This is a genomic window from Citrobacter sp. Cb023, assembly GCF_030336805.1.
GTDB classification, from domain to species: domain Bacteria; phylum Pseudomonadota; class Gammaproteobacteria; order Enterobacterales; family Enterobacteriaceae; genus Citrobacter; species Citrobacter braakii.
The window spans coordinates 67,693-85,833 of the sequence record NZ_JAOWCV010000030.1 but is presented as its reverse complement, the minus strand read 5'-3'; the positions used below and the strand labels follow the sequence as shown (position 1 = coordinate 85,833).

Annotated in this window: 15 protein-coding genes and 1 tRNA gene; 10 read left to right on the top strand and 6 right to left on the bottom strand. The window is 53.2% G+C overall.

The window, feature by feature from the left end:
• Positions 1 to 125 precede the first annotated feature (125 nt).
• Positions 126 to 201: transfer RNA gene (locus tag OGW44_RS06165), tRNA-Trp, on the top strand.
• 100 nt (positions 202 to 301) lie between these two features.
• On the opposite strand, the gene hdfR is transcribed toward OGW44_RS06165, so the two are convergent.
• On the bottom strand, positions 302 to 1,147 hold the full coding sequence (gene hdfR, locus OGW44_RS06160) for an HTH-type transcriptional regulator HdfR (protein ID WP_087121878.1): 846 nt from the start codon (positions 1,145 to 1,147) through the stop codon (positions 302 to 304).
• A gap of 106 nt (positions 1,148 to 1,253) precedes the next feature.
• Between hdfR and maoP the strand changes: the two genes are divergently transcribed.
• Positions 1,254 to 1,592: a macrodomain Ori organization protein MaoP gene (gene maoP, locus OGW44_RS06155; protein WP_003018025.1), complete on the top strand. Its 339-nt coding sequence runs from the start codon at positions 1,254 to 1,256 to the stop codon at positions 1,590 to 1,592.
• A gap of 25 nt (positions 1,593 to 1,617) precedes the next feature.
• Here maoP and OGW44_RS06150 read toward each other — a convergent pair whose 3' ends face one another.
• Complete coding sequence (locus tag OGW44_RS06150) at positions 1,618 to 3,138, bottom strand: YifB family Mg chelatase-like AAA ATPase (protein ID WP_046274875.1); 1,521 nt, start codon at positions 3,136 to 3,138, stop codon at positions 1,618 to 1,620.
• A gap of 353 nt (positions 3,139 to 3,491) precedes the next feature.
• Between OGW44_RS06150 and ilvL the strand changes: the two genes are divergently transcribed.
• From ilvL to ilvA, 6 genes are all read left to right on the top strand, one after another.
• The gene (ilvL, locus tag OGW44_RS06145; RefSeq protein WP_001311244.1) at positions 3,492 to 3,590 is read left to right on the top strand and encodes an ilv operon leader peptide; all 99 of its coding nucleotides are present in this window, start codon (positions 3,492 to 3,494) and stop codon (positions 3,588 to 3,590) included.
• A 139-nt stretch (positions 3,591 to 3,729) separates the two neighbouring features.
• Positions 3,730 to 5,376: an acetolactate synthase 2 catalytic subunit gene (ilvG, locus tag OGW44_RS06140; RefSeq protein WP_137380383.1), complete on the top strand. Its 1,647-nt coding sequence runs from the start codon at positions 3,730 to 3,732 to the stop codon at positions 5,374 to 5,376.
• Positions 5,373 to 5,636 carry an acetolactate synthase 2 small subunit gene (gene ilvM / locus OGW44_RS06135; RefSeq protein WP_003018017.1) on the top strand — a complete coding sequence of 88 codons (264 nt, stop codon included), beginning with the start codon at positions 5,373 to 5,375 and terminating at the stop codon, positions 5,634 to 5,636. The genes ilvG and ilvM overlap by 4 nt, the downstream gene beginning before the upstream one ends.
• A 17-nt stretch (positions 5,637 to 5,653) precedes the next feature.
• Complete coding sequence (locus OGW44_RS06130; protein WP_003829030.1) at positions 5,654 to 6,583, top strand: branched-chain amino acid transaminase; 930 nt, start codon at positions 5,654 to 5,656, stop codon at positions 6,581 to 6,583.
• Between the two features lie 159 nt (positions 6,584 to 6,742).
• A complete protein-coding gene (gene ilvD / locus OGW44_RS06125) occupies positions 6,743 to 8,593 on the top strand; it encodes a dihydroxy-acid dehydratase (protein ID WP_016157832.1) in 1,851 nt (616 codons plus the stop codon).
• 5 nt (positions 8,594 to 8,598) lie between these two features.
• Positions 8,599 to 10,143: a threonine ammonia-lyase, biosynthetic gene (gene ilvA, locus OGW44_RS06120; protein ID WP_016157833.1), complete on the top strand. Its 1,545-nt coding sequence runs from the start codon at positions 8,599 to 8,601 to the stop codon at positions 10,141 to 10,143.
• 63 nt (positions 10,144 to 10,206) lie between these two features.
• Here the strand turns inward: ilvA and fabV are convergent, their stop codons facing one another.
• Complete coding sequence (gene fabV, locus OGW44_RS06115) at positions 10,207 to 11,400, bottom strand: enoyl-ACP reductase FabV (protein ID WP_094761727.1); 1,194 nt, start codon at positions 11,398 to 11,400, stop codon at positions 10,207 to 10,209.
• A gap of 175 nt (positions 11,401 to 11,575) precedes the next feature.
• Positions 11,576 to 12,478 carry an HTH-type transcriptional activator IlvY gene (gene ilvY / locus OGW44_RS06110; protein ID WP_016155102.1) on the bottom strand — a complete coding sequence of 301 codons (903 nt, stop codon included), beginning with the start codon at positions 12,476 to 12,478 and terminating at the stop codon, positions 11,576 to 11,578.
• Between the two features lie 152 nt (positions 12,479 to 12,630).
• Here ilvY and ilvC point away from each other — a divergent pair, with 152 nt between their 5' ends.
• Positions 12,631 to 14,106 (top strand): ketol-acid reductoisomerase, encoded by a 1,476-nt coding sequence (gene ilvC, locus OGW44_RS06105; protein WP_003844614.1) that lies wholly within the window; start codon positions 12,631 to 12,633, stop codon positions 14,104 to 14,106.
• Between the two features lie 53 nt (positions 14,107 to 14,159).
• On the opposite strand, the gene ppiC is transcribed toward ilvC, so the two are convergent.
• Positions 14,160 to 14,441, bottom strand: a complete 282-nt coding sequence (gene ppiC, locus OGW44_RS06100) for a peptidylprolyl isomerase PpiC (protein WP_016155104.1) — start codon at positions 14,439 to 14,441, stop codon at positions 14,160 to 14,162.
• 145 nt (positions 14,442 to 14,586) lie between these two features.
• On the opposite strand from ppiC, the gene rep reads away from it, so the two are divergent.
• Positions 14,587 to 16,608, top strand: a complete 2,022-nt coding sequence (gene rep / locus OGW44_RS06095) for a DNA helicase Rep (RefSeq protein ID WP_185655119.1) — start codon at positions 14,587 to 14,589, stop codon at positions 16,606 to 16,608.
• 47 nt (positions 16,609 to 16,655) lie between these two features.
• On the opposite strand, the gene gppA is transcribed toward rep, so the two are convergent.
• Complete coding sequence (gene gppA, locus OGW44_RS06090) at positions 16,656 to 18,140, bottom strand: guanosine-5'-triphosphate,3'-diphosphate diphosphatase (protein WP_016157837.1); 1,485 nt, start codon at positions 18,138 to 18,140, stop codon at positions 16,656 to 16,658.
• Between the last annotated feature and the right edge of the window lies 1 nt (position 18,141).

The window sequence follows — 18,141 nt, the reverse complement described above, 5'->3', positions numbered from 1 at the left end:
CGGTAGTTCAGTTGGTTAGAATACCTGCCTGTCACGCAGGGGGTCGCGGGTTCGAGTCCCGTCCGTTCCGCCACTTATTAGAAAATTAAGCCTGCTACCAAGCAGGCTTAATGATAAGAAAATTTAGGGGCGTAGCTCAGTTGGTAGAGCACCGGTCTCCAAAACCGGGTGTCGCGAGTTCGAGTCTCTCCGCCCCTGCCAGAAACAATCCTTAGCATTTTTGCTAAGGATTTTTTTTTACTTGCAATTTGAATTATGCCTTCCTGCTGTTTTACTCCCGGCATCCTTGCCTATATTTTCTTTAATTTTCCAGAATATCTGTTCTCAGCAGATCGCAAATTAGTCCATTTTTATCGCTGTTTTGCAGCCAAACTGCATATAAAGGACGTGAAAGCGTTGTACTGTCGGTAACCGTATGGAGATCGCTTTTGGTTTTGGCCCAGTTGACGGGAAGCCAGCTAAAGCCCTTAATCACTGAAAGTTGCTGCCTGGCCAATTCTGCCGAACTGGTGGTGAGTACCGGCACTTCATCTCCCGCTATTAGTCCCGCTTCGTGTTGTTGAAAATCGGGTCCCCATTCCAGGCGTAAATAATTCAGCTCATCTTTGGTTTGCGAAGGAGAGCTGCAATAGAGCGCCAGCGTGAAATATCCCAACAGTTGGCTGCTAAATTCGTCCATTTTGGGTGTTTCGGTAGTAATCAGTAGATCAAGCTGTCGTTCATGAAGCTGTTTTACTAACGATTGGCGTTGAGCGATCCTCGCTTCAAACTGCAGGCTGGATTGTGGCTCCTGAGATTGATACAAACGCTTCAACCAGTCATTAAGCATGCACTCCCAGAGAGATGCGCTGGCACCGATAGAAAACTCGTTATGCCGCGAGGTATTCGCGACTTCCTTACGTGCTGCCTGCCACGTATTCATCAACGTTTCGGCGTAAGGCAATAATTTTTCACCTGCAGCGGTTAAACGGATATTGTTTCTGTGTCGGGTGAACAGGTTTACACCCAATTGATTTTCCAGTTGTCTGATCCGGAAACTAACCGCTGATTGGGTCAGGTAGAGCGCTTCAGCAGCCCTGCCAAAGTGGCGTGTCCGGCTAACTTCCAGGAAAGTTTTTAACAATTCCGTATCCACAACTCGCTCCATAAAATTATTTGTCGTTATGATTTAAATCTTTTGTTTGACGCTCTGTCAAGCGTAACTAATACTCCGCGCCATAAATAGCTCGGCCAAAGAATTAGGAGCGTGCAGGATGGCGGAAAGCTTTACGACGACTAATCGATATTTCGATAATAAATATTATCCCCGCGGATTCTCCCGTCATGGTGATTTCACCATTAAAGAAGCACAACTGCTTGAGCGTCACGGTTATGCTTTCAACGAGCTGGATCTGGGCAAGCGTGAGCCGGTAACTGAAGAAGAAAAACTGTTTGTTGCGGTATGCCGTGGTGAACGTGAGCCGGTTACCGAAGCTGAACGTGTGTGGTCTAAATACATGACGCGTATTAAGCGTCCAAAACGCTTCCACACCTTATCGGGTGGGAAACCTCAGGTGGAAGGCGCAGAAGACTACACCGAATCAGATGATTAATAAAAAAAGGGCGAAAGCCCTTTTTTTATGTCAGTAGTTTCTGCAGATGAATGAGTAACCTGTCTATCGCTCGGTACCCAACGGCCTCCTGTAAATGCTGGCGAGAGATGTGATCACATTGTTCGATATCCGCAATCGTTCGAGCGACCTTAATCAGGCGCAGCCAGGCGCGGATAGACAATCCGAGATGCGCGAGCGTTTCTTCAAGCCACTGTGCATCGTCGCTACGCAGTAGGCAGTATTTATGAATATCCTGACTGTCCAGATGTGCGTTTAACTTATTTTGCCGCTGATACTGACGCTCTCGCGCTGCCATAACACGTTGCTTCACCGTTGCGCTATTTTCCCCTTTCATCGCGCTCTGGCTGAGTATACCGGGCGGCGGTAAGGGAATTTCGAGGGAGAGGTCGAAGCGGTCAAGAAATGGACCTGACAATCGATTTAGGTAGCGCAGTGTCTGTTCTGGGGTACAGCGGTTATGGTTCCCCTGATAATGGCCCGTCGGGCTTGGATTCATCGCAGCTATGAGTTGAAAGCGTGCGGGATAGGTTATTTTTGCTCTGGTGCGGGATAGATGGATCTGCCCGGACTCGATGGGTTCGCGCAGTGCATCCAGCGTGCGCCGCTCAAACTCGGGTAGTTCATCCAGAAACAGTATGCCGTTGTGCGCCAAAGAGATCTCTCCTGGCGCAGGAATAGAGCCTCCACCGACCATGGCGGTTAATGAAGCACTGTGATGTGGCGAGCGAAAAGGGCGCTGCTTCCACTGTTTTTGTATCGTGTCGGAATGGATCAGACTGAGTATCGCGGCACTTTCCAGCGCTTCATCGTTGCTAAGTGGAGGGAGCAGCCCTCTGAGTCGACTGGCTAGCATAGTCTTTCCCGTACCCGGCGGGCCGATGAGCAAGAGATTGTGGCCGCCTGCTGCGGTAAGCTCCAGCCCGCGTTTACCCTGTTCCTGGCCGATAACATCGCTCAGATCATCAGCTAATGCGTTAGGCGTAAAATCTGCGGATGATGGCCTGTCTAAATCATGCTTACCTTCGAGAAATGCGCATACGGTCTGCAGGTGATCGGCGATCAGGCACCCTTCGCCGTGTATCAGTCCAACTTCAGCGGCATTCTCTTTTGCGACAATAATTCGCCTGCCTGCACGAATGGCCTCGGTTGCGCTTGATATCGCGCCGGGAACGCCGCGTAGCGCGCCTGTAAGCGCTAATTCACCTACCAGCTCGTAGGTGTCGAGATTGTGGGGTGTAAGCTGCTCAGAAGCGGCCAGAAGCGCAACAGCGATAGGTAAATCATATCGCCCCCCTTCTTTCGGGAGATCGGCCGGAGCGAGGTTTATAGTTATTTTCTTTGCTGGGAATTCATAACCGCTATTAATAATCGCACTGCGTACCCGATCGCGAGCCTCTTTCACCGTCGTTTCGGGCAGCCCCACCATGGTTAAACCAGGCAGGCCGTTGCTGATATGTACCTCGATGGTAATGGCTGGCGCATTCACGCCTAGCGCGGCGCGTGTGTGAACAATCGATAGTGACATAATTCCTCCTGATAAAAGTATTATGTCGTAATACATCGCGGCAAGATTTCACATAATTACGGTTTTTAGATGCTGATTCTCGTATTTTTGCGCAACGTATAATTGCTTGCATTAAGCCTGGAATGACGCCCGCAAATGCTTTTGAATGGTGTTTGTATTGGGGATCGGGTTACCGAGGATCGCCTGAAGCGTGAAATATTTTCATTTTTGATTTTTTTGTATAAAAAACAACGGTATTTATCTAAACCGTTAACGACGTCAGAAAAACGAATAAAAAAATATCTTGTGTCATTTGCAAATTCTATGGTAACTCTTTAGGTATTCCTTCGAACAAGATGCAAGAAAATACAAAAATGACAGCCCTTCTACGAGTGATTAGCCTGGTCGTGATTAGCGTGGTGGTGATTATTATCCCACCGTGCGGGGCTGCACTTGGACGAGGAAAGGCTTAGAAAACAAGCCTTAACGAACTAAGACCCCCGCACCGAAAGGTCCGGGGGTTTTTTTTGACCTTAAAAACATACACGAGGAGCAGAAAGTGAACGGTAGCATAAAATTCTGTTTCTCAAGATTTACGGCGGGGATGTAACTATGAATGGGGCACAGTGGGTGGTACATGCGTTGCGTGCACAAGGGGTTCAAACCGTCTTTGGTTATCCTGGTGGCGCAATTATGCCGGTTTACGATGCGTTGTATGACGGCGGCGTAGAGCACCTGTTGTGCCGACACGAGCAGGGTGCCGCAATGGCGGCGATTGGCTATGCCCGTGCGACCGGTAAAACCGGCGTTTGTATCGCTACTTCCGGCCCTGGCGCAACCAACCTGATCACGGGCCTTGCCGATGCGCTGTTAGATTCTGTTCCAGTGGTGGCGATCACCGGTCAGGTGGCATCACCTTTCATCGGAACGGATGCGTTCCAGGAAGTGGACGTGCTGGGGATGTCTCTGTCCTGCACCAAACACAGCTTCCTGGTACAGTCACTCGAAGAACTGCCGCGTATCATGGCTGAGGCTTTCGCCGTGGCGAATTCCGGTCGTCCGGGTCCGGTTCTGGTTGATATCCCGAAAGACATCCAATTAGCCAGCGGTACGCTGGAGCCATATTTTACGACCGTCGAAAACGTAGAGACGTTTCCGCACGCTGACGTTGAGCAGGCACGTAATATGCTGGCGCAGGCACAAAAACCCATCCTGTACGTAGGTGGTGGCGTAGGTATGGCGCAGGCGGTCCCGGCCCTGCGTGAATTTATCGCGATAACCCAAATGCCGGTCGCCTGCACGCTGAAAGGTCTGGGCGCAGTAAATGCTGACTACCCGTACTATTTGGGCATGTTGGGAATGCACGGTACTAAAGCCGCGAATTTCGCGGTGCAAGAGTGCGATTTACTGATTGCGGTTGGCGCACGTTTTGATGACCGGGTGACTGGCAAGCTGAATACCTTCGCACCGAACGCCAGCGTAATCCACATGGATATCGACCCAGCGGAAATGAACAAACTGCGCCAGGCACACGTGGCGCTGCAGGGGGATTTAAATTCTCTTCTGCCAGCATTACAGCAATTGATGAAGATTGACGAATGGCGTCAGCACAGCGCTGAACTGCGCGCAGAACATACCTGGCGCTACGACCATCCGGGGGAAGCTATCTATGCGCCACTGTTGTTAAAGCAGTTATCCGATCGCAAACCTGCGGATAGCGTAGTGACAACGGATGTTGGCCAGCATCAGATGTGGTCGGCACAGCATATGACCTACACTCGCCCTGAAAATTTCATCACGTCGAGCGGTCTGGGGACGATGGGCTTTGGCCTGCCAGCAGCGGTTGGCGCGCAGGTTGCTCGCCCGAATGATACGGTAATCTGTATCTCCGGTGACGGTTCCTTCATGATGAATGTACAGGAATTGGGCACCGTAAAACGCAAGCAGTTGCCGCTGAAGATAGTTTTACTCGACAACCAGCGGTTAGGCATGGTGCGACAATGGCAGCAGCTGTTTTTCCAGGAACGTTATAGCGAAACCACCCTTACCGATAACCCCGATTTCCTCATGTTGGCCAGAGCCTTCGGCATTCCTGGTCAACACATCACCCGTAAAGACCAGGTTGAAGCGGCACTCGACACCATGCTGAACAGCGAGGGGCCATACTTGCTTCATGTCTCAATCGACGAACTTGAGAATGTCTGGCCTCTGGTGCCACCTGGCGCCAGTAACTCAGAAATGCTGGAGAAATTATCATGATGCAACATCAGGTCGCCGTTGAGGCTCGTTTCAATCCGGAAACGTTAGAACGTGTTTTACGCGTGGTACGCCATCGTGGTTTTCAGGTGTGCTCCATGAATATGGAAGCCGCCAGCGATGCGCAGAATATAAATATCGAATTGACCGTTGCCAGCCCCCGGTCGGTCGACTTACTGTTTAGTCAGTTAAGTAAACTGGTAGATGTTGCACATGTTGCTATCTGCCAGAGCACAACCACATCACAACAAATCCGCGCCTGAGCGCAAAAGGAAGAAAAATGACGACGAAAAAAGCTGATTACATTTGGTCTAATGGCGAGATGATTCGTTGGGAAGACGCGAAGGTCCACGTGATGTCCCACGCGCTGCACTACGGTACTTCTGTATTTGAAGGGATCCGTTGCTACGATTCTCACAAAGGGCCGGTAGTGTTCCGTCATCGCGAACATATGCAGCGTCTGCGTGATTCAGCCAAGATCTATCGTTTTCCCGTTTCTCAGAGCGTTGATGAGCTGATGGAAGCTTGCCGTGAGGTGATTCGTAAAAACAACCTGACCAGCGCCTATATCCGTCCGCTGGTGTTTGTTGGCGACGTAGGGATGGGCGTTAACCCGCCTGCGGGATACACCACTGATGTGATAATCGCCGCGTTCCCATGGGGGGCTTACCTCGGTGCTGAAGCGCTGGAGCAGGGGATCGACGCGATGGTTTCTTCCTGGAACCGCGTTGCGCCGAACACGATTCCTACCGCTGCTAAAGCAGGTGGTAACTATCTGTCTTCGCTGCTGGTGGGTAGTGAAGCGCGTCGTCATGGCTACCAGGAAGGCATTGCGCTGGATGTGAATGGCTACATCTCCGAAGGCGCGGGCGAAAACCTGTTTGAAGTAAAAGACGGCATTCTGTTTACCCCGCCGTTTACCTCTTCCGCGCTGCCGGGTATCACCCGTGACGCGATCATTAAGCTGGCGAAAGATCTCGATATCGAAGTGCGTGAGCAGGTGCTGTCTCGTGAATCGCTGTACCTGGCCGACGAAGTGTTCATGTCCGGTACCGCGGCCGAAATCACCCCAGTACGCAGCGTCGATGGTATTCAGGTGGGCGAAGGCCGCTGCGGTCCGGTCACCAAACGCATCCAGCAGGCCTTCTTTGGCCTCTTCACCGGTGAAACGGAAGATAAATACGGCTGGTTGGATTCAGTAAACCAATAACAAAATTAATATTTCCCCAAAATAGTTCACGTTGCAGGAACACGGCAACGCAGCGAGTCCCCAGGAGCTTACTTTAGTAGGTGACTGGGGGGAGCGAGGCAGCCAACGCACCTGCGGCGTGAAATATGCAGGGGAAAGACAGACGGGAGTTAATCAAGCATGCCTAAGTATCGTTCTGCTACCACCACCCACGGCCGTAATATGGCGGGTGCCCGCGCACTGTGGCGCGCCACCGGGATGACCGATGATGACTTCGGTAAACCGATTATCGCTGTGGTGAACTCCTTTACCCAGTTTGTGCCGGGCCACGTCCACCTGCGCGATCTCGGTAAGCTGGTTGCCGAACAAATCGAAGCCTCAGGCGGCGTGGCGAAAGAGTTCAACACCATCGCCGTAGATGATGGTATCGCCATGGGTCATGGCGGCATGCTTTATTCACTGCCGTCGCGTGAGCTGATCGCCGATTCAGTGGAATATATGGTTAACGCCCACTGCGCCGATGCGATGGTCTGCATCTCTAACTGCGATAAAATCACCCCCGGGATGTTAATGGCCTCTCTGCGGCTGAATATTCCGGTGATCTTTGTTTCCGGCGGCCCAATGGAAGCCGGGAAAACCAAGCTCTCTGACCAAATCATCAAGCTTGATCTGGTTGATGCGATGATTCAGGGCGCAGACCCGAAAGTCTCCGACTCGCAGAGCGAGCAGGTTGAACGTTCGGCCTGTCCGACCTGCGGCTCGTGCTCCGGGATGTTCACCGCCAACTCGATGAACTGTCTGACCGAAGCGCTGGGTCTGTCGCAGCCGGGTAACGGTTCGCTGTTGGCGACTCACGCCGACCGTAAAGAGCTGTTCCTCAACGCAGGTAAACGCATCGTTGAGCTGACCAAACGCTACTACGAGCAGGATGACGCTTCAGCCCTGCCGCGCAACATTGCCAGCAAGGCGGCGTTTGAGAACGCCATGACGCTGGATATCGCGATGGGCGGCTCCACCAACACCGTTCTGCACCTGCTGGCGGCCGCGCAGGAAGCGGAAATCGACTTCACCATGAGTGATATTGATAAGTTGTCCCGCAAAGTCCCGCAACTGTGTAAAGTTGCGCCGAGTACGCAGAAATACCATATGGAAGACGTGCACCGCGCGGGCGGCGTACTGGGCATTTTAGGTGAGCTGGATCGCGCCGGGCTACTGAACCGCGACGTGAAAAACGTGCTGGGGCTGACTCTGCCGCAAACGCTCGATAGTTATGACGTTATGCTGACCAAAGACGACGCGGTGAAAAAAATGTTCCGCGCAGGTCCGGCTGGCATCCGTACCACCCAGGCGTTCTCACAGGATTGTCGTTGGGACACCCTGGATGATGACCGCGCAGAAGGTTGCATTCGCTCGTTGGAACATGCTTACAGCAAAGACGGCGGCCTGGCAGTCTTGTACGGTAACTTCGCGGAAAACGGCTGTATCGTAAAAACTGCTGGTGTGGATGACAGCATCCTGAAATTCACCGGCCCGGCAAAAGTGTATGAAAGCCAGGACGATGCGGTTGAAGCTATCCTCGGCGGTAAAGTGGTTGCCGGCGACGTGGTGGTGATTCGCTACGAAGGGCCGAAGGGCGGGCCAGGCATGCAGGAAATGCTCTACCCAACCACCTTCCTGAAATCGATGGGTCTCGGTAAGGCCTGCGCGCTGATTACCGACGGTCGTTTCTCTGGCGGTACTTCGGGGCTTTCCATTGGTCACGTTTCTCCTGAAGCGGCCAGCGGCGGTAATATCGCAATTATCGAAGATGGCGACATGATTGCTATCGATATCCCGAATCGTGGCATTCAACTGCAACTGAGCGATGCGGAAATCGCTGCGCGCCGTGAAGCGCAAGAAGCTCGTGGTGACAAAGCCTGGACGCCAAAAGATCGTCAGCGTCAGGTCTCCTTTGCGCTGCGCGCTTACGCCAGCCTGGCAACCAGCGCCGACAAAGGTGCGGTGCGCGATAAGTCGAAACTAGGGGGATAATGACCATGGCGGATTCTCAACCCCTCTCCGGCGCTCCAGAAGGCGCCGAGTATCTCAGAGCAGTGCTGCGTGCGCCGGTATACGAAGCGGCGCAGGTCACACCGCTACAAAAAATGGAAAAACTCTCTTCGCGCCTCGATAACGTGATTCTGGTGAAGCGCGAAGACCGTCAACCCGTTCACAGCTTCAAGCTGCGCGGTGCCTATGCCATGATGGCCGGTCTGACCGAAGAGCAAAAAGCGCATGGCGTAATCACCGCATCGGCAGGTAATCATGCTCAGGGCGTAGCTTTCTCTTCTGCGCGATTAGGCGTGAAGGCGCTGATTGTCATGCCTACGGCTACCGCTGATATCAAAGTCGATGCCGTTCGCGGTTTCGGTGGTGAAGTACTGTTACACGGCGCGAATTTTGATGAAGCCAAAGCCAAAGCGATTGAGCTGTCGCAGCAGCAGGGTTTTACCTGGGTTCCTCCGTTCGACCATCCGATGGTGATTGCCGGGCAGGGCACGCTGGCACTGGAGTTATTGCAGCAGGATGCCCACCTTGATCGTGTATTCGTGCCGGTGGGCGGTGGCGGATTAGCGGCAGGCGTGGCGGTGCTGATCAAACAACTGATGCCGCAGATCAAAGTGATTGCCGTTGAAGCTGAAGACTCAGCCTGCCTGAAAGCGGCGCTGGATGCCGGTCAACCGGTCGATCTTCCACGTGTTGGCCTCTTTGCTGAAGGCGTGGCGGTGAAACGTATCGGCGACGAAACCTTCCGTTTGTGCCAGGAGTATCTCGACGACATCATCACTGTCGATAGCGACGCTATCTGCGCGGCAATGAAAGATCTGTTCGAGGATGTGCGCGCGGTGGCGGAACCTTCCGGTGCGCTGGCGCTGGCGGGGATGAAAAAGTACATTGCCCAGCACAACATTCGCGGCGAACGTCTGGCGCATATCCTTTCCGGCGCTAACGTTAACTTCCATGGCCTACGTTATGTTTCCGAACGTTGCGAGCTGGGCGAACAGCGCGAAGCGTTGCTGGCAGTAACTATTCCGGAAGAAAAGGGCAGCTTCCTGAAGTTTTGCCAGCTGTTGGGAGGACGCTCGGTTACCGAGTTTAACTACCGATTTGCTGATGCGAAAGACGCCTGTATTTTTGTTGGCGTCCGTCTGAGCCGTGGGCTGGAAGAGCGTAAGGAAATCCTCCAGTTGCTTAACGAGGGCGGCTACAGCGTGGTGGATTTGTCCGACGACGAAATGGCGAAGCTGCACGTGCGCTACATGGTCGGTGGGCGCCCGTCGAAACCCTTGCAGGAGCGGCTGTACAGCTTCGAATTCCCGGAATCTCCGGGGGCGTTGCTCAAATTCCTGCATACCCTGGGGACGCACTGGAATATTTCATTGTTCCACTATCGTAGCCACGGAACCGATTATGGTCGCGTACTGGCGGCGTTTGAGTTGGGTGAGCACGAGCCTGATTTCGAAACGCGACTGAACGAACTGGGTTATGACTGTCACGATGAAACGCATAACCCGGCGTTCAGGTTCTTCCTGGCGGGTTAGCGGCAGCCATTAAAAAAGGGTTCATGTAAAAACATGAACCCTTTTTGCAACTGTATCAGCAGATTACAGCGTGATGACTTCGAATTCGACTTCGGTGTTTACATCCGCATCGTAATCCACTTCGTCGAGACCAAACCCGAACAGATTCAGGAATTCCTGCTTATATCCTGCATAGTCCGTTTTTTGCGCCAGGTTTTCGGTGGTGATCAGCGGCCACAGATCGCGGCATGCCTGCTGAATGTCTTCACGCAGTTCCCAGTCATCCATACGGATACGCTGGTTGTCATCAAGCGCCACTTTATCGCCGTACAGGCTGGTGGTCATCAGACGGTTGATCTGCTCGATGCAGCCTTCATGAATGCCCTGTTCTTTCATCAGCTTGAAGACCATGGAGATGTACAGCGGCATCACCGGAATCGCAGAAGAGGCCTGCGTGATAACGGATTTCAGTACAGCAACGTTAGCGGAACCGTTCAGCGGAGCCAGTTGATTACGCAGCGCGCCTGCCGCGCGGTCGAGATCTTCTTTTGCTTTGCCCAGCGCGCCGTGCCAGTAGATTGGCCAGGTCAGGTCAGTACCGATGTAGGAGTAGGCAACGGTTTTCACGCCTTCAGCCAGCACGCCTGCTTCGCTCAGCGCGCCCATCCACAGTTCCCAGTCTTCGCCGCCCATAACGGTGACGGTGTTCTGAACTTCTTCTTCGGTTGCCGGCTCAATGCTGGCGGTTATGATCTGATCTTTGTTGGTATCGATCGCTTTAGAGGTATAAACCTCACCGATTGGCTTCAGCGCAGAACGGACGATTTCACCGGTTTTCGGCATTTTACGTACCGGAGATGCCAGTGAGTAAACCACCAGGTCAATCTGACCCAGGTCTTCTTTGATCAGTTTGATAACTTCGTCGCGACACTCGTCGGAGAACGCGTCGCCGTTGATGCTTTTGGAATACAGACCTTCACGTTTTGCAGCCTCATCGAAGGCTGCAGAGTTATACCAGCCCGCGGAACCTGGCTTGGTTTCCGTGCCTGGTTTTTCGAAAAATACGCCGATAGTGGCGGCTCCGCTGCCAAACGCGGCGGAAATTCTGGAAGCAAGACCGTAACCGGTGGAAGCACCGATGACCAGCACGCGGGAAGGGCCGTTAGCGATTTTCCCGTTTTTCTTCACATAATCGATCTGTTTTTCCACATTGACTTTGCAGCCAGTCGGATGGGTCGTTGTACAGATGAATCCACGAATTTTTGGTTTGATTATCATAATGATGGCTAATTAAGTTTGTATTTTCGCTGTCAAGTGCGCAATGACACCGTCTGTTCTGGCTTGCTAAACGTGATGGTTAACAAGCCCCCCACATCTATTATGGCACGGGACATTATACAGAAAAGGAGTGCCAATACTGAATCTACCACTGATTTTAGGCCTGATGCTGGCGCTACTCGGCGGATTTACGCTCCAGAACAATCTTCCAGAACGCGTCGATCAGCGGCTCATGCAGCCGTTTTTTCGGTGCGCAGACACCCAGCTCGAACGGTGTTTTTTCGTCGCTGCGTTCTAAAATCATCACGCGATTCCGTACCGGCTCCGGGCTGTTTTCCAGCACCACTTCCGGCAGCAGCGCCACACCGCAGCCCAGCGCCACCATCGAGACCATCGCTTCGTGCCCCCCGACCGTGGCGTAAATCGATGGGTTGCTGATTTTGTGACGGCGGAACCACAGTTCGATGCGGCGGCGTACCGGCCCCTGGTCGGCCATGATAAACGGCACCGTCGACCAGTCCGGCTTATCGACCGAAACCTGATTCCGTACCGGGCAAGGCAATGCTGGTGCGATCAACACTACCGTTAAATTCTCCAGCATCGAGAATGCCACAGCACCGGGCAGCGTCTCTGGCTTACCCGCTATTGCCAGATCGGCCTCTCCGGTGACCACTTTGTCCATCGCATCAGCGGCATCGCCGGTGGTGAGCTTAATTTCAACCGAGGGGTGCTCGGCGCGAAAGCGGTCGAGAATTGGCGGCAGGTGGCTGTAGGCGGCGGTAACCGAGCAGAAGATATGCAGCTCGCCCGACAACGACGGTCCCTGCTGATCGAGGGTGTGGCGCAATTGTTGATACTGCAACAGCGTCTGCTGGGCAAATACTCGCAGCTCTTCGCCTGCTTCGGTCAGCGTGACCGTACGGTTATCGCGCACAAACAGCGCCTGGCCGAGATCTTCTTCCAGCCGTTGGATCTGGCGTGAGAGTGTGGAGGGGCTGACGTGCATCGCCCGCGCACTGCGGCCAAAGTGGCGGCTTTCCGCCAGATGCAGGAACATTTTCAGATCGCGTAAATCCACGGACGAGCCTCCGATTTTCTACGTTGCAGATATTGCAATGTGATGTTGTGAATATATCAATTTCCGCAATAAATTTCCTGTTGTAATGTGGGTTCATTCTCGCTGAAACGCGAACCGAACAATAAGACAGTACAACATCACGAGGTATCACCATGGCTAACTACTTTAATACACTGAACCTGCGTCAGCAGCTGGCGCAGCTGGGCAAATGTCGCTTTATGGGTCGCGACGAATTCGCCGATGGCGCAAGCTACCTTCAGGGTAAAAAAGTGGTCATCGTCGGGTGCGGTGCTCAGGGGCTTAACCAAGGCCTGAACATGCGCGACTCCGGTCTGGATATCTCCTACGCCCTGCGTAAAGAAGCGATTGCTGAGAAGCGCGCTTCGTGGCGCAAAGCGACCGAAAATGGCTTCAAAGTAGGTACTTATGAAGAACTGATCCCGCAGGCAGATCTGGTGGTTAATCTGACGCCGGACAAACAGCACTCCGACGTTGTACGTTCCGTACAGCCGCTGATGAAAGATGGCGCGGCGCTGGGCTACTCCCACGGTTTCAACATCGTCGAAGTGGGCGAGCAGATCCGTAAAGATATCACTGTGGTGATGGTTGCGCCGAAGTGTCCGGGTACCGAAGTGCGTGAAGAGTACAAACGTGGTTTTGGTGTTCCAACCCTGATCGCCGTTCACCCGGAAAACGATCCGAAAGGCGAAGGCATGGCGATTGCCAAAGCATGGGCTGCGGCCACTGGCGGTCACCGTGCGGGCGTGCTGGAATCGTCCTTCGTTGCGGAAGTGAAATCTGACCTGATGGGCGAGCAGACAATCCTGTGCGGTATGCTGCAGGCAGGCTCTCTGCTGTGCTTCGACAAGCTGGTGGAAGAAGGTACTGACCCGGCTTACGCCGAAAAACTGATTCAGTTCGGCTGGGAAACCATCACCGAAGCGCTGAAGCAGGGCGGTATCACCCTGATGATGGATCGTCTGTCTAACCCAGCGAAACTGCGTGCTTATGCGCTGTCCGAACAGCTGAAAGAGATCATGGCGCCGCTGTTCCAGAAACACATGGATGACATCATCTCCGGCGAATTCTCTTCAGGCATGATGGCTGACTGGGCCAACGACGATAAGAAACTGCTGACCTGGCGTGAAGAGACCGGCAAAACCGCGTTCGAAACCGCGCCGCAGTTTGAAGGTAAAATTGGCGAGCAGGAGTACTTCGATAAAGGCGTGCTGATGATCGCGATGGTGAAGGCTGGCGTTGAGCTGGCGTTTGAAACCATGGTGGATTCCGGCATCATCGAAGAGTCAGCTTACTACGAATCACTGCACGAACTGCCGCTGATCGCGAACACCATCGCCCGTAAGCGTCTGTACGAAATGAACGTAGTCATTTCCGATACCGCAGAATACGGTAACTACCTGTTCTCTTACGCGTGCGTACCGCTGCTGAAAGAGTTCATGACCACCCTGCAAACCGGAGATCTGGGCAAAGCGATTGCCGAAGGTGCTGTAGACAACGCGCAACTGCGCGACGTGAACGATGCTATTCGCAGCCATGCTATCGAGAAAGTGGGCCAGAAACTGCGTGGCTATATGACTGATATGAAACGTATTGCTGTAGCTGGCTAAGAGGCTGCCATTCGGCAAAAAAAGCCCGGTGTTTGAACACACCGGGCTTTCTATTAGTTACGGTACAGCACTTTAATGATGTGGTAACCGAACTGAGTGTGCAGTGGGCCGGTTGGCTCCAGCACCGGGCAGGAGAACACCACTTTATCAAACGCCGGAACCATCTGGCCCTGACGGAATTCGCCTAAATCGCCGCCGCGTTTGCCCGACGGGCAGATAGAGTGTTTCTTCGCCAGTTTACCAAAATCGGCGCCATTTTTGATTTGTTCCAGAAGATCGAGAGCCAGTTTCTCTTCTTTAACAAGGATATGCACTGCTGATGCTGTTTTTGCCATGGTTTGTGCTCTGAGTTGAGTGATAAATCAGGGCGCAATAGTAGCATGTAATCCATGGTCTTCGGCGATGGGCTATGACCGATCCCCCTGGCGTCACTTTCTGCTACAATCCACATCCCCGTGTTTACAGATTGAGCAATCCTCTATGCGTTTGAACCCCGGACAACAACAAGCCGTCGAATTCGTCACCGGACCTTGCCTGGTGCTGGCGGGAGCGGGTTCCGGTAAGACGCGTGTTATCACTAACAAAATCGCACATCTGATCCGTGAATGTGGCTATCAGGCACGACATATTGCGGCAGTAACCTTTACCAATAAGGCTGCGCGCGAGATGAAAGAGCGTGTGGCGCAAACGTTGGGTCGTAAAGAAGCGCGCGGGTTGATGATCTCTACTTTCCACACTCTGGGACTGGATGTCATTAAGCGTGAATACGCCGCGCTGGGGATGAAGTCGAACTTCTCGTTGTTTGATGATACTGACCAGGTGGCCCTGCTTAAGGAATTGACCGAAGGGCTAATTGAAGACGATAAGCTTATCCTTCAACAATTGATTTCAACGATCTCCAACTGGAAAAACGATCTGATGACCCCAGCGCAGGCGGCAGCCAGTGCAAAGGGTGAACGCGATCGTATTTTTGCCCACTGCTATGGTCTGTATGACGCGCATATGAAGGCGTGTAACGTCCTCGATTTTGACGATCTGATCCTGCTCCCCACGCTGCTGTTGCAGCGCAATGAAGAAGTACGTGAGCGTTGGCAAAATCGAATCCGCTACCTGCTGGTGGATGAATATCAGGATACCAACACCAGCCAGTACGAGTTGGTGAAGTTGCTGGTGGGGAAACGCGCGCGCTTTACCGTCGTGGGTGATGACGATCAGTCGATCTACTCCTGGCGCGGTGCACGTCCGCAGAACCTGGTACTGTTAAGCAAAGATTTTCCGGCGCTGCAGGTGGTGAAGCTGGAGCAAAACTATCGCTCATCAGGGCGTATCCTGAAGGCGGCGAACATCCTTATTGCTAACAACCCACACGTCTTTGAAAAACGGCTCTTTTCTGAGCTGGGCTACGGCGCTGAGCTGAAGGTGTTGAGTGCGAATAATGAAGAGCACGAAGCAGAACGCGTGACCGGGGAACTGATTGCCCATCACTTTGTGAACAAGACGCAGTATAAAGACTACGCCATCCTGTATCGCGGTAATCATCAGTCGCGAGTGTTCGAAAAGTTTCTGATGCAAAACCGCATCCCGTACAAAATTTCCGGCGGGACGTCGTTCTTCTCGCGTCCGGAGATTAAAGATTTGCTGGCCTATCTGCGCGTGCTCAGCAACCCGGATGATGACAGTGCATTTTTGCGCATCGTAAATACGCCAAAGCGTGAAATCGGTCCGGCCACGCTGCAAAAGTTGGGGGAATGGGCGATGACGCGTAATAAAAGCCTGTTTACCGCTAGCTTTGATATGGGACTTAGCCAGACGCTAACCGGGCGTGGATATGATTCTCTGACCCGCTTTACGCACTGGCTGGGTGAAATTCAACGTCTGGCGGAGCGCGAGCCGGTTGCCGCCGTACGCGATCTGATCCACGGCATTGATTACGAATCCTGGCTGTATGAAACCTCGCCGAGCCCGAAAGCGGCCGAAATGCGCATGAAAAACGTCAACACGCTGTTCAGCTGGATGACGGAGATGCTGGAAGGTAGTGAGCTGGAAGAGCCAATGACCCTGACTCAGGTCGTAACCCGCTTTACCCTGCGCGACATGATGGAGCGCGGAGAGAGCGAAGAGGAGTTGGATCAGGTGCAGTTGATGACGCTGCATGCTTCAAAAGGACTGGAGTTCCCGTACGTATTTATGGTGGGAATGGAAGAAGGATTTTTGCCGCACCAGAGCAGCATCGATGAAGATAACATCGACGAAGAGCGTCGTCTGGCTTACGTCGGGATTACGCGTGCGCAGAAAGAACTTATCTTCACGCTGTGTAAAGAGCGCCGTCAGTACGGTGAACTGGTACGACCTGAACCGAGCCGTTTCCTGTTGGAACTACCACAAGATGACGTTATCTGGGAACAGGAGCGTAAAGTGGTGAGTGCCGAGGAGCGGATGCAAAAAGGGCAGGCCAGCATTGCCAATATTCGGGCGATGATGGCGAAAGCCAAAGAGAGATAGATCTTTTGTAGGCCGGATAAGCGTAAGCGCTATCCGGCAGCCAGCATCTAATGCACTTCCAGCGGCCAGTGGACATAACTTTGCCACTGTATTTCCTGATCGATTAACTCTGTACCTAATGGATGATGTTCCAGCCAGCCTTCCGGTAGCGTTAACGTCAGATTCTCATCCTGAGCTTGCAGGGTGATATGTGGCACTAAATCGTCGCGACGGCGAGCGGCGAAAATGATCGCCAGGCGTAGCAAACGGCAAAGGTGCTCCGCGATGCGTGGTGGCACAGCGTTTTGCTGGTGGAGTGAAGAGAGATCGACTGGATTAGTTTGGTTGAGCAACAGCGTGGCTAACAGTTTTTTCTGCGCGGGAGTAAAGCCCGGGAGATCGAGATTACGTACCAGCCAGGCGGCATGCAGTGGCGCCTGCTTATACTCTACGCTCAGTCCTATTTCATGCAACTGACAGGCACTTTGCAGCAGTTCACGACTAATAGCTTCAAGATGCCACTCATCTTTCACCTGTTCGAGTAAATGTACAGCCAATTGCGTGACGCGATTCGCCTGATCGGTGTCGACCATAAATCGACGCTGAATATTACGCAGCGTACGGCTGCGAATGTCCTGATCAACTGGCAAGTGCAGCATGCCGTAGACCAGACCTTCGCGTAGTGCGCCGCCGGCCAGAGTCATGCATTGAATATTCAGTTCGGTGAAAATGGCGATCAGAATGGCCAGTCCGCTGGGAAAAACCAGTGCGCGTTCGAGCGTTAACCCTTCTATTTCCAGCTCTTCCAGACGACCACAATGAATGGCGCGCTGTTTAAGCTGCTGAAGCTTGGCCAACGTAATGCGCTCATCCATGCCTTGCGCCATCATGATTTCCTGTAACGCCTGGACGGTGCCAGAGGCACCAACGCAAACTTTCCAGCCATGAAAACGCAGTTTGTCGGCGACCGGGCGCAGAACTTCGCGAGCCGCTTTCTCTGCTTCGTCAAAGTTTTCCTGAGCCAGATTACGATTGGTGAAATATCTTTCGAGCCAGGTGACGCAGCCCATTGACAGGCTGAACAGTGAGGTGGTTTGCGCGCCGGAGCCGGTAACCAGTTCAGTGCTGGCACCGCCAATATCAACGACCAGACGCTGATCGGCGCCGCCGGTGGTGTGGGCAACACCTTGATAAATCAGCCGCGCTTCTTCTTCACCGCTGATGACCTGGACAGGGCAGCCGAGGATCTCTTGCGCTTTGGCGATAAACTCATCGGCGTTTACCGCAATGCGTAATGTTGCCGTGGCGACCACCCGGATTTGCGGCTGAGGGATATCCTGCAGGCGTTCAGCAAACAGGCGCAGGCATTGCCAGCCGCGCTCCATAGCTTCAGCGGAAAGAACGTTGTCGCTGTTGAGGCCAGCGGCCAGACGCACCTTGCGTTTAATACGCGTGAGCGTCTGAATGCTTCCCGCCACCTCGCGTACAACCAGCATATGAAAACTATTCGAGCCTAAATCAATTGCGGCGTACAGCGAAGTGGTTGTGAGCATA